Source organism: Stutzerimonas urumqiensis (genome assembly GCF_003640395.1).
In the GTDB taxonomy this organism is placed as follows: domain Bacteria; phylum Pseudomonadota; class Gammaproteobacteria; order Pseudomonadales; family Pseudomonadaceae; genus Stutzerimonas; species Stutzerimonas urumqiensis.
In genome coordinates this window covers 294,688-306,527 of the sequence record NZ_RBZQ01000001.1, presented here as the reverse complement: position 1 = coordinate 306,527, position 11,840 = coordinate 294,688, and the positions used below count along the sequence as shown (strand labels likewise).

Sequence of the window (11,840 nt, the reverse complement as noted above, 5' to 3'; positions counted from 1 at the left end):
CAAGCCGACAGGCCTACCAGCCGTAGCGCAGCACCAGGCCCTCGGTGGCCGGCGCTTCGGTCGGCGCTTCAATCGCCGCTTCGATCGGCGCTCCAATCGCCGCGCCCCCCGGCTGGGTCACCAAGGGCGATGGCTCCGGCACTTCGTCCGGCAACGGCTGCAAACCGATCAGCTCCAACTGCGCCTGTAGCTGTTCCGGCCGGGCTTCGAGTCGGTAGATCAGCTCATCACCGCTCACCTGATGCAGCTGCGCACCCAGCGGCTGGAGAAGTTCGTCCAGCTCTGCGAAGCGGGCGAGATTCGCGCCCTCCACCTTCAGCGTCACCGATGAAAGCTCACCCTCGACCCCGACGAAGCGAGGCGCGAGATAGCGCTGCACCGCCAGCATCACCGCATCGGCGAGTGCCTCTTGGCTGGTACCGGTCGCCTGCCCCTCGCCGTGCTGGTCGCCCAGCCAGACATGCCAACGGGCCTGCCAGCCCTCGCCTTCCTCGCGCGCCAATACGGTCAGCAGGGCGTCGGCATCGTAGCGTTCCGACGACTCGGCGAAGGCCGAGGGTTCGGCGCGCTCGATCGCATCCCGGGTCACCGCGAGCTGTTCCTGCAGGTCCGCCAGCGGAATCTGCACCGGCAGCCCACGGTGTTGAGCGGCGCTGCGCAGCATGTCCGCGCCGCCCTGTCCGTCACCGATCAGGCTCGTTCCTTCCGCCGATTCGGCCAGCCACCAGACCAGCAGCGACGGCCGGTTCTCGCCCCAGGTCGCGATGCCAGCGTCCCGCAAGGCGCGCTGGACGCTCGTCGCATCGAAGTTGGCCACCAGCACATCGCCCTCGTAGCCGAACTGGCGCACCAGCTGCTTGGGCTCGGCACGCACGGCAGCCAGGTTCGATGACTCCACCACCTGCGGATCGCCGGTCAGGCGGATGATCAGCGTATCTAACGCACGCTGCAGAGCCGCTTCACGATCAGCCGGCTGCTGGCTATCGATGGGCTGGCGAACCAGGTAAAGGTCTTCCAGCGGCTCGGCGGCCACAGGCTGCGCCAGGACAAGGCAGCACAGCATCAGCAAGCGAACGATCGGGCGCATGGCGAATCCTCGGGGTGCCACGCGGCAGAGCACGTCGGCAGGAGAAAAGGGCTAATACCTTAAACAGCCGCCCGACAGGCGGCAACTTCGGGCCATCCATCGGCGGCCCCTGTCGCCTAACAGACCACTTCGACGAAGCGTCGTTTCGCCTGCCACGGCGGGGCCGGGATAGGCGGTCCGGGGCATCCCTGATAAAATCGCGCGCCTTGCGTGGCCCATCCGCGGCCATGCGGACGCGACGGCCGCTCGCCGCCATCGACGGCACAGGCACCGCCGACTCGCCCGCATCCTTCTTCTATTCCCAATACAGGCCTGTCCTCATGAGCAAGCAACCCTCCATCAGCTACAAGGACGCCGGTGTCGACATCGATGCAGGCGAAGCGCTCGTCGAACGCATCAAGGGTGTCGCTCGGCGGACCGCGCGTCCGGAGGTGATGGGCGGCCTGGGTGGCTTTGGCGCGCTGTGCGAAATCCCGGCCGGCTACCGCAAGCCGGTGCTGGTGTCCGGCACCGACGGCGTAGGCACCAAGCTGCGACTGGCATTGAACCTGGACCGGCACGACAGCATCGGCATCGATCTGGTGGCCATGTGTGTCAACGATCTGGTGGTCTGCGGCGCCGAGCCGCTGTTCTTCCTCGACTACTACGCCACCGGCAAGCTCAATGTGGATGTCGCGGCGCAGGTCGTCACCGGTATCGGCGCCGGCTGCGAGCTGGCCGGCTGCGCCCTGGTCGGCGGCGAGACCGCCGAAATGCCGGGCATGTACGAAGGAGAAGACTACGACCTGGCCGGCTTCTGCGTCGGCGTGGTGGAAAAGGACGAGATCATCGATGGCTCGACCGTGCAGGCCGGCGACCGGCTGATCGCCCTTCCCTCGTCCGGCCCGCATTCCAACGGCTATTCGCTGATTCGCAAAATCCTTGAGGTCTCGGGCGCGGACATCGAGCGCACCCAGCTCGATGGGAAGCCGCTGGCCGAGCTGCTGATGGCGCCCACGCGCATCTACGTCAAGCCGCTGCTGGAGCTGATCCGCAAAACCGGCGCGGTCAAGGCGATGGCACACATCACCGGCGGCGGGCTGCTCGACAACATCCCGCGCGTATTGCCCGACGGGACCCAGGCGGTGCTCGACGTCGCGAGCTGGACGCGTCCGGCTGTATTCGACTGGCTACAGGCGCAGGGCAACGTCGATGAAGTGGAAATGCACCGGGTGCTCAACTGCGGCGTCGGCATGGTCATCTGCGTAGCCGAACAGCATGTCGACGCCGCCCTGGCGGCGCTGCGCGAGGCCGGCGAACAACCCTGGCTCATCGGCCAGATCGCAACCGCCACCGCCGATGCGGAGCGTGTTGTCCTGAACAACCTGAAGCAGCACGGATGAGCGAGCCCTGTAACGTCGTCGTCCTGATTTCCGGGTCGGGCAGCAATCTTCAGGCGCTGATCGATCAGCAGGAGGCCAGCAGTCCGTCGCGCATCCGTGCCGTCATCTCCAACCGCGGCGATGCCTACGGTCTGCAGCGCGCGCAGCAGGCCGGCATCGAAACACGGGTGCTGGAGCATGGCCACTTTGCCGATCGCGCGGCTTTCGATACCGCGCTGATGGAGGCCATCGACGCCCATGCGCCGGGCCTGGTGGTGCTGGCAGGCTTCATGCGCATCCTCACGCCGGCGTTCGTCCGCCACTACGAGGGCCGGCTGCTAAACATTCACCCGTCGCTGCTGCCGCGCTACAAGGGCCTCGACACGCATCGCCGCGTACTCGAGGCCGGCGACGCCGAGCACGGTTGCAGCGTCCACTTCGTCACCGAGGAGCTGGATGGCGGGCCGGTCGTCGTGCAGGCCACCGTCGCCGTGGAGCCGGCCGATGACGTTGAGCGGCTGGCGCAGCGCATCCATGCCGCCGAGCACCGCATCTACCCGCTGGCGGTGCGCTGGTTCGGCGAGGGCCGCTTGCGCCTGCAGGGCGGTCGCGCGATGCTCGACGGCCAGCCATTGCCCGAAACAGGCTTTCCTCTTCGCTTTTAGGAGATTCCATGCGTAGCGTCCTGATGCTCTTGTTCGCCCTTCTAGCGGTCCCGGCACAGGCCCTGGAGCTCAAGCCCTTTTCCGCCAGCTACACGGCGGACTGGAAGCAGCTCCCGGTCAGCGGCACCGCCGAGCGGCGCCTGAAGGCGCTGGATGATGGTCGCTGGGAACTCGCCTTCGAGGCTTCGATGCTGGTCGCCAGCCTCAACGAAACCAGCACGTTCAAGGTCGATGGCGATACCTTCCTGCCGCAGACCTACCGCTTCGAACGCTCGGGGCTGGGCAAGGGCAAGGTGGTCGAGCAACGCTTCGACTGGCAAGCCAAGCAGGTCGTCGGCAGCGATCGGGGCGATCCCATTTCCCTGCCGCTCAACCGGGGCCTGCTCGACAAGTCGACCTACCAGCTTGCGCTGCAGCACGACGTTGCCGCCGGCGAGACCGCCATGAGCTACCAGGTTCTCGATGGCGACGAGATCGAAACCTACGATTTCCGCGTGCTCGGCGAGGAAGAGGTCAACACCAAGGCCGGCCGGCTGGATGCGATCAAGGTCGAGCGCGTCCGCGACCCGACGCAAAGCAAGCGCGAGACGATCCTCTGGTTCGCCAAGGACTGGGGCTACCTGCTGGTGCGTTTGCACCAGGTCGAAAATGACGGCAAGCAGTACGAAATCATGCTCGAGGAAGGCTCCGTCGATGGCCGTCCGGTAAAGGGCAACTGATGCCGGGCCTGCCGCTTTTCCGCCCGATCCTGTTGATGGGCCTGGCGCCGGCCATCGCCGGCTGCCAGCTATTCGCGACCGAGCCCCTGCCCGTCGAATCGGCGGGGGACCGTATTCAGGGGCACATCGTGCAGGCCGAAGGCTCGCTGCGCTTCCAGCCATGCGGGAAGCCGGACGCGCTCACCTTGCTACCGAGCGACACCCCGTCCGTGGCGCATGCCATCGAGGCATTGCCGCCGGGAACCCGGTCGTTCGCCGACCTGGGCGGGCAGCTGGTGATCGATGGCCGTGCGGGGACCTTCCAGCCGCAGCGCATTTTCCGCCTCGCCCCGAGCGACCCGGAGGGCTGCGATGCGCTGGCTCCGAGCACGCTGTTCCAGGCCGAAGGCACCGATCCGCGATGGCGCGCGACCGTCAGCGCCGACGGTCTGTTGCTGCAACAACCCGATCAGCCGGCCGTCGCGCTGCCGGTCCTGGTTGAACAGTTGCCGGGCGGAAGCGCCAGCATCACCACCGAAGCGAACGGGCAGCGGATCGAGCTGTGGCTCGCCCCCGGCGACTGTGTCGAGGCCACCGGCGCCCGGCGCTATCACATGACGGCCACGCTGCGGGTGGATGGGCGCACCCAGCAGGGCTGCGCCTTCACCGGTACCGCCAACGCCAACTGACGTCGACGGCCGCTTCAGTCAAGCACGACCGATGGCGGCGGCGCTGGCGGTCGCGAGCAGAGCTGACTCAAGAGCACCCCGGCGAATACCAACCCCGCCGCCATCACCTGAGTGGCGTTGAGCCGCTCGTCCAGGAGCAGCCAGGCGAATACCAGCGTGAACACCGGTATCAGGTTGATGAACCCCGATGCCCGGCTGGCGGGCATCCGAGAAAGCCCGTGGTTGTACAGGCCGTAGGCGCCTACCGTGACCACCACGCCCAGGTACAGGACCGTCAGCCAGCCGGTGAGGCTCACGTCGGCCGGCAACGGTTCGAACCAGAGCGCCAGCGGCAGGAAGAACAGCGTGCCGATGAACGCCTGCATCGCCGTCAGCAAAAAGGCGGAATAGCGATTCGCCAGGTGCTTGACGAGCAGCATGTAGCCCGTCCCGCACACCATCGCCAGAAATTCCAGCAGATTGCCGGCCAGCGGCGCCGGCGCATGTTCGTTCGCATCGCCCGCGAGGCTCAGCCAGACCGCGCCGACCAGTGCCAGGGCGAAGCCGCCGATCATCGTCCGACTTATCCGCTCGCGCAGGAAGAGAAACGCCCCCACGGCGACCATCAAGGGCAGCAGCGCCGTGATCATCCCCGCCTGGGAGGCGCTGGTACGCTCCAGCGCCAGCGCCTCGAAAACGAAGTACAGACAGGGCTCGCACACGGCGAGCGCCAGCAGGTACGCCCAGTCGCCCTTGCGGTAGTCGATCGAGCCGCGCCAACGCCAGGCCAGGAGGAATACCAGGCTGCCGAACAGCATCCGACCGAAGATGACCCAAAGCGGTGGGATTTCCTCGAAGGCGATCTTCAGTCCGATGAAGGCGCTGCCCCACAGGGCCATCGCCAGCACGAGCGATGCGGTTGCGCCGTAGCCGATCCGGTCCGTCATGGTGCCGGTGGCCGACCGGTCACTCCCAAGGCTCGCCTCGGGTACGGTCGACGCGCGGCAAGCGCTGCTGCATGGCGGCCTTGGCGAGCATGTGGGCGCTCACCGGAGCCGTGATGAACAGGAACACCATGATCAACAGCTCATGCAGGCTGAGCCCGTCGCCACGGCTGCTGAAGAAGATCATCGAGCCCAGCACGATGGCGCCGACCCCCAGCGTGGTGGCCTTGGTCGGCCCGTGCAGGCGGGTGAAGAAATCCGGCAGGCGAAACAGCCCGATCGCCCCGACCAGCGCGAACAGGCTGCCGAACAACAGAAACAGGCTTACCGCCACTTCGATCCAGATTGGCATGCTCGTCGCTCCTCAATCGATGATGTCGCCGCTGAGCAGATGCTTGGCCGCCGCGATGGTGCCGACGAAGCCCATCACGGCAATCAGCAACGCCGCCTCGAAGAACAGGTCGGTCTTGAGCCAGATGCCGAACAGGATGATCACCGCCAGCGCGTTGATGTAGAAGGTATCCAGCGCCAGCACCCGGTCAGGTACCGACGGCCCCATGATCAGCCGTGCCACGTTGAGAATGGCCGCGCCGCCGAGCAGCGCCAGGCAGATCGGTATCACGTAGTCGAGCATTCGAAGATCTCCAGCAGAGGGGCTTCGTAGCGGGTCTTGATCTCGGCGACGAGCGCATCCGGATCGGGCGCATCCAGCGTGTGCACGAGAATCCGCCGCCGGTCATCGCTGACATCGGCCGAGACGGTTCCGGGCGTCAGCGACACGACGCTGGTCAGTACCGTCAGCACGAAATCATCGGTGATCGACACCGGAATCTCGACGAACGCCGGCGAGAGCCGCCGGGTCGGGCCGAGCACCAGCTTGGCCACGTGGAAATTGGCCATCACGATGTCCACTAGCACACGCACGGTGAAACGCATCAGCCCGATACGTTGCTTGACCTTCGGCACCGGCATGACGAAATTGCGCATGCAGGCCGGAATGATGACGCCGAGCGCGCCACCCAGCAGGATATGGCCCGGATTCAGCGTGTTGTTGAGCAAGAGCCACAGCAGCAGCAATACCACGCTGAGTGCGGGATGCGGCAACAGGCGAGCCATCATGCGCCACCTCCTGGAATCAGCCGCAGATAGGGGCCGAGATCGAGCAACTGGTCGGCGGTCGCCTGAAGATAGCCCTGAAGCGGCCCGGCATAGACGACCATCAGCAGGCTTGCCGACAACAGACCGAGGCAGGCCAGCAGGCGGACCGGATCGGCGCGCTCGCGCAGCGGTTCGTCTTCATTGGCGCGCCAGAAGACGAGGCTGCCCGCGCGGCTCAGGGCAATGAGCATGGCCAACCCGCCGGTCAGCAGGACAGCCCATAGCCAAGCGATATCCGGGCCATCGACCGCCGAGCGCATCAGCATCACCTTGCCGATGAAGCCGGAGAACGGTGGAAGGCCCGAGACCGACACGGCCGCCGCGAAGAACATCGCTCCCAGGAGCAAGGGCTGGCGCAATGCCGGCGCCGACCGCAGGGTCGCCTGGGTGGCCCCCCGCTGGCGCACGATGAGATCGGCCAGCAGGAACAGGCCGCCCGAGACCAGCGAACTGTGGATCAGGTAGTACAGCGATGCCGACAGCGCGGCCGCGCTGCCCAGGGCAAAGCCGGCAAGCAGCGTACCCACCGAGACGATCACCAAATGCGCCAGGAGCATTCGCAGGTCGCGCGCCGCGAGCGCACCGAATGCGCCGATCGCCAGGGTTGCCAGGGCCAACGGCCAGATCCAGTCGTCGATCATGCCGTCGAGCGGCCCGGTACCGCCGAAAATCAGGGTGAAGACGCGCAGAATGGCGTACAGCCCGATCTTGGTCATGATCGCGAACAGCGCCGCGACCGGTGCCGAGGCGGCGGAGTAGGCACTTGGCAGCCAGGTGTGCAGCGGAATGATCGCGGCCTTGAGGCCGAAAACCACCAGCAACAGGAAGCCCGCGGCCCGCAACAACGGGGCATCCTCTGCCGGCGCGGCAGCGACCCGGATCGCCAGATCGGCCATGTTGAGGGTGCCGGTCAGGCCATAAAGAACGCTTACGCCGAGGAGGAACAGCGACGAGCCGACCAGATTCAGCACGACGTAATGCAGCCCTGCCCTGACGCGATCAGGCCCCTGGCCATGCAGCAGCAGGGCGTAGGAGGAAATCAGCAGGATTTCGAAGAAGACGAACAGGTTGAACAGATCGCCGGTCAGGAAGGCGCCGTTGATGCCGACCAGCTGGAACTGGAACAGGGCATGGAAATCCGCGCCGCGCTCATCGTCGCCGCGCGAGGCATAGAGCACCGAGAAGCCGGCCAGCAGTGCGGTGATGATCAGCATCACCGCGCTGAGGCGGTCGAGCAGCAGAACGATGCCGAACGGTGGCTGCCAGTCGCCCAGCACATAGAGCCGCAGCTCGCCGTCTCCGGCGAGGAGCGCGAGCCAGATCGCCAGGGGCAACAGCGCCCAGCTGGCCAGCAAGGACAAGCCCCGTTGCACCGGCAGACTCGCCCCTCGCATCAACAACAGCGCGCTGCCGGTGAACAGGGGCAGCAGGATCGGCAGGATCAAGCCATGGTTCATGCGCGCGGCTCCTGGCCGTCGACATGATCGGTCCCGACCTCCCCCATGCTGCGCAAGGCCAGCACCACCGTGAAAGCCGTCATGGCGAAGCCGATGACGATGGCCGTCAGCACCAGCGCCTGCGGCAACGGATCACCCATCGTCTCGCTGCTGCCGACGACCGCAACGGTGTCGGTGCCCAGCCGGCCCATCGAGAAAATGAACAGGTTCACCGCATACGAGATGAGCGTCAGCCCCATCACCACGGGAAAGACCCGGGCGCGCAGCAAGAGGTAGACGCCGCTGGCAACCATCACGCCCAGCGTCCCCGCATAGAACGCTTCCATCAGTGGATCTCCTTGGCAGCAGTCTCGGTGCCTCGGCCGAGCGGCCCGAGGCTGGCGAGCATCAGCATCGTTGCGCCCACGACCGTCAGGTACACGCCGAGATCGAAGAGCATGGCGGTCGCCAGTTCGAAGTCGCCAGCGACCGGCAAGTGGAAGTGACCGAATGCCGAGGTGAGGAACGGCCGGCCGAATGCCCAGCTCCCCAGGCCCGTCAACCCAGCGGTCATCACCCCGGCCCCGGCCAACGCCGGATAGGCGAAGGGCTTGCGAGCCTCGCTCCAGGCCGAGCCGAGCGAAATGTACTGGGCGATCAAGGCGACGGCGGTTATCAGCCCGGCGATGAAGCCTCCGCCCGGCAGGTTGTGCCCCCGCAGGAAGATGAACGCGGACACCATGAGCGCCATCGGCAACAGCAGACGCGCCAGCACCCCGAGGATCATCGGGTGGCTGTCCCGCGACCACGGACGGCCCATGTAGTCAAAGATCGGATGCGGCAACCGCAGCCCCTTCAACATCGCCGCGATGCCTACCGCCGCGATGGCCAGTACGCTGATCTCGCCCAGCGTATCGAAGCCGCGGAAGTCGACCAGAATGACGTTCACCACGTTCTTGCCGCCACCGCCCGGCACGCTGTTCTCGAGAAAGAACGACGCGATGCTGTCGTACGGACGCGTCATGACGGCATAGGCCAGGATGGCGACGAGCGTTCCCATGCCGCCGGCCAGCAACAGGTCGCGGGTGCCGCGCAGGCTGCTCGATTCCGCAGGTGTACGGTCAGGAATGAAGAACAGCACCAGCATCAGCAGGATCATGCTGACCATCTCGACCGACAACTGGGTCAGCGCCAGGTCCGGCGCCGAAAAACGTGCGAAGGCCAAGGCCACCATCAGGCCCGCCCCGCTCAGAATCATCAGCGCGACCAGTCGGATGCGATGAAAAATGACAGTCAGTATCGAGGTGACCGCCAGAATCGCCATGCCTGCCACCGTGAAGGGATCGAGCGGCGAGAGCGCCACGGTGCCGGTGAGCGAATCGAGCGGAGCCAGCGCCACCACCACCGGAATCAGCGTGCTGAGCAGCAGCAAGGTCAGGTAGCGCTGCTGAGACCGGTTCTCGAGCAGCTGCGAGACGAACGCAGCGCCGGCCGACAACGCGCTCACCACCCGCTCGAACATGTGCAGCGAATCGACCGACGGCAAGCCGTCGTACCAGCGGAACAGCCATTTACGCGCCGAATAGACCAGGATCCCGCCGCCAAGCGCTATCAGGCTCATGTACAGCGGCAGCGACAGCCCATGCCAAATCGCCAGGCTGTAGGGAGGCACCACCCCGTTGAGGCTGGCGAAGACCGCCGCATCGAGCAGCGGCGCGACCGTGTAGACCGGCAACATCCCGACGAGCAGGCAGATCAGCACCAGGATCTCGACCGGGATCTTCATGTAGCGGGCCGGCTCGTGCGGCGGGTACTTGGGCAGATCGATCGGATCGCCGTTGAAGAACACGTCGTGGATGAAGCGCAGCGAGTAGGCGACCGAGAATACGCCCGCGATCGTCGCCGCGACCGGAATCGCCCAGTAGAAGCTGCCGAGCAGGTGCTGTTCGAGCGTCTCGGCGAAGAACATTTCCTTGCTGAGAAAGCCATTGAGCAGCGGCACGCCGGCCATCGCCAGCGATGCGACGATGGCCAGCACCGCCGTGTGCGGCATGAAGCGCCACATGCCGTTGATGCGCCGCATGTCGCGAGTACCGGTCTCGTGATCGATGATGCCGGCCGCCATGAACAGCGAGGCCTTGAAGGTGGCGTGGTTGATGATGTGGAAGATCCCGGCCACCGCCCCCTGCGGTGAATCGAGACCGAACAGGAGGGTGATCAGGCCGAGGTGACTGATCGTCGAATAGGCCAGCAGTCCCTTGAGGTCATGCTGGAAGAGCGCCATCACCGCGCCGACCAGCAAGGTTGCCAGGCCGGTCAGGCTGACGAGGTAGAACCACCACTCCGAATCGGACAGCGCCGGGTAGAGGCGCGCCAGCAGAAACACACCGGCCTTGACCATGGTCGCCGAGTGCAGGAACGCCGATACCGGCGTCGGCGCCGCCATCGCCTGCGGCAACCAGAAATGGAACGGGAACTGTGCCGACTTGGTGAACGCACCCAGCAGAATCAGGATCAGCGTCACGGGATACAGCGCGTGCGCGCGAATCGTTCCACCCGCGGCGATGACGTCCGACAGCTCGAAGCTGCCGACGATATTGCCCAGCAGCAGGATGCCAGCCAGCAGCGCCAGCCCACCGCCACCGGTGATGGCCAGCGACATGCGCGCGCCGCGACGCGCATCGGACTGGTGCCCCCAGAAGCCGATCAACAGAAACGACGACAGGCTCGTCAGTTCCCAGAACATCAGCATCAGCAGGAGGTTTTCCGACAGGACTAGGCCCAGCATCGAGCCCATGAACATCAGGAAGTAGGCGAAGAAGCGCCCCATCGGCTCGGTCTTGGCGAGGTAGTAGCGCGCATAGAGGATGACCAGCAAACCGATGCCGAGGATCATCAGCGCGAACAGAAAGCCCAAGCCATCCAGCCGCAGGCTGAGATTCAACCCCAGCTCGGGCAACCACGGGAGCGTCACGATCTCGGCCTGGCCATCGAACACCGGCTCCCAGCGCCCGAGCACCATGATCAAGGCCACCAGCGGCCCCACTCCGGCACCGAACGCGCAGGCCGAGCGGCCGTAGCGCTCGAGCAGCAACGGCAGCACAGCACCAATGAATGGCAGAGCGATGATCAGCGCAAGCGCCATGTCGGAACCCCTCAGAGCCGCCAGTCCAGCGGCATGTTTCCACTCCGGGCCAGCCGGCCTCGATAGACCCTATGTTGGGCCTTGCTGGCGGCCGATTATCCATATCAATCGGGCAACCGTCATGCCCGTATGCATTTTGAAAACAAATCAGACGAGGCCGGACGAGGGGAAGCCCGGTATCGCCAGGGCGCGCTAGGGCGCTACGCGGCTGGTGCCGTCCACGGTGAGGATCCGGACGCGCTGGCCGACGCGGAAGACCTGGTTGGGCTCCACTTCCTGCACATAGGCGCGCATGTTGCCATCATCCTCGCGGACGGTGATTTCGACGCCCTGGGCGCGCGTGATGCCCTCTTCCGCCGCCGAACCCAGCATGCCACCGGCGACCGCGCCGATGACTGCTGCGACCGCACTGCCCCGTCCGCCGCCTACGCCACTGCCGGCGATCCCGCCGATCACGGCGCCGGCCCCTGTGCCGATCGGCGTCTTGGTGCCCTCGATCTGCACCGGACGCAGCGATTCCACCGTGCCATAGCGAACCGTCTGCACGGTCCGGGCTTCGTCGCGGGAATAGGTATCCCCGGTCAGGTTGGACGTGCAACCACCGCTGAGCAGTGCAAGCGTCGTCATTGAAGCCACGAGTAAGGATTTGCGCATCACCGTATCTCCTGCAAAAGTCCC

General features: G+C 65.8%; 13 protein-coding genes. 4 read left to right on the top strand and 9 right to left on the bottom strand.

All coding sequences use genetic code 11. The annotated features are described in order from the left end of the window. Nucleotides 1–13 precede the first annotated feature (13 nt). Entirely contained in the window at nucleotides 14–1,087 is a 1,074-nt protein-coding gene (locus tag D7325_RS01595) for a DUF2066 domain-containing protein (protein ID WP_120993411.1), read from the bottom strand. A 320-nt stretch (nucleotides 1,088–1,407) separates the two neighbouring features. Here D7325_RS01595 and purM point away from each other — a divergent pair, with 320 nt between their 5' ends. The 4 genes from purM to D7325_RS01575 are packed head-to-tail and all read left to right on the top strand — an operon-like array spanning nucleotide 1,408 to nucleotide 4,500. Next, entirely contained in the window at nucleotides 1,408–2,469 is a 1,062-nt protein-coding gene (gene purM, locus D7325_RS01590; protein WP_120993409.1) for a phosphoribosylformylglycinamidine cyclo-ligase, read from the top strand. Further along, complete coding sequence (purN, locus tag D7325_RS01585) at nucleotides 2,466–3,113, top strand: phosphoribosylglycinamide formyltransferase (RefSeq protein ID WP_120993408.1); 648 nt, start codon at nucleotides 2,466–2,468, stop codon at nucleotides 3,111–3,113. Before purM ends, purN begins: the two co-directional genes overlap by 4 nt. A gap of 8 nt (nucleotides 3,114–3,121) precedes the next feature. Continuing rightward, entirely contained in the window at nucleotides 3,122–3,832 is a 711-nt protein-coding gene (locus D7325_RS01580) for a DUF3108 domain-containing protein (protein ID WP_120993406.1), read from the top strand. Then, nucleotides 3,832–4,500 carry a hypothetical protein gene (locus D7325_RS01575; protein ID WP_120993403.1) on the top strand — a complete coding sequence of 223 codons (669 nt, stop codon included), beginning with the start codon at nucleotides 3,832–3,834 and terminating at the stop codon, nucleotides 4,498–4,500. The genes D7325_RS01580 and D7325_RS01575 overlap by 1 nt, the downstream gene beginning before the upstream one ends. A gap of 14 nt (nucleotides 4,501–4,514) precedes the next feature. On the opposite strand, the gene D7325_RS01570 is transcribed toward D7325_RS01575, so the two are convergent. From D7325_RS01570 to D7325_RS01535, 8 genes are all read right to left on the bottom strand, one after another. Further along, entirely contained in the window at nucleotides 4,515–5,426 is a 912-nt protein-coding gene (locus D7325_RS01570) for a DMT family transporter (protein ID WP_120993401.1), read from the bottom strand. 19 nt (nucleotides 5,427–5,445) lie between these two features. Continuing rightward, nucleotides 5,446–5,775, bottom strand: a complete 330-nt coding sequence (locus tag D7325_RS01565; RefSeq protein WP_120993399.1) for a Na+/H+ antiporter subunit G — start codon at nucleotides 5,773–5,775, stop codon at nucleotides 5,446–5,448. A 12-nt stretch (nucleotides 5,776–5,787) separates the two neighbouring features. After that, complete coding sequence (locus tag D7325_RS01560) at nucleotides 5,788–6,057, bottom strand: K+/H+ antiporter subunit F (protein WP_120993398.1); 270 nt, start codon at nucleotides 6,055–6,057, stop codon at nucleotides 5,788–5,790. Further along, nucleotides 6,042–6,542, bottom strand: a complete 501-nt coding sequence (locus D7325_RS01555) for a Na+/H+ antiporter subunit E (RefSeq protein ID WP_177431767.1) — start codon at nucleotides 6,540–6,542, stop codon at nucleotides 6,042–6,044. The genes D7325_RS01560 and D7325_RS01555 overlap by 16 nt, the downstream gene beginning before the upstream one ends. After that, nucleotides 6,539–8,038, bottom strand: coding sequence for a monovalent cation/H+ antiporter subunit D (locus D7325_RS01550; RefSeq protein ID WP_120993396.1), 1,500 nt, complete (start codon nucleotides 8,036–8,038; stop codon nucleotides 6,539–6,541). The genes D7325_RS01555 and D7325_RS01550 overlap by 4 nt, the downstream gene beginning before the upstream one ends. Continuing rightward, nucleotides 8,035–8,364 carry a Na+/H+ antiporter subunit C gene (locus D7325_RS01545; protein ID WP_120993394.1) on the bottom strand — a complete coding sequence of 110 codons (330 nt, stop codon included), beginning with the start codon at nucleotides 8,362–8,364 and terminating at the stop codon, nucleotides 8,035–8,037. Before D7325_RS01545 ends, D7325_RS01550 begins: the two co-directional genes overlap by 4 nt. Further along, a complete protein-coding gene (locus tag D7325_RS01540; RefSeq protein ID WP_120993392.1) occupies nucleotides 8,364–11,162 on the bottom strand; it encodes a monovalent cation/H+ antiporter subunit A in 2,799 nt (932 codons plus the stop codon). Before D7325_RS01540 ends, D7325_RS01545 begins: the two co-directional genes overlap by 1 nt. A 192-nt stretch (nucleotides 11,163–11,354) precedes the next feature. Further along, nucleotides 11,355–11,816, bottom strand: a complete 462-nt coding sequence (locus D7325_RS01535; RefSeq protein ID WP_120993390.1) for an outer membrane lipoprotein — start codon at nucleotides 11,814–11,816, stop codon at nucleotides 11,355–11,357. Between the last annotated feature and the right edge of the window lie 24 nt (nucleotides 11,817–11,840).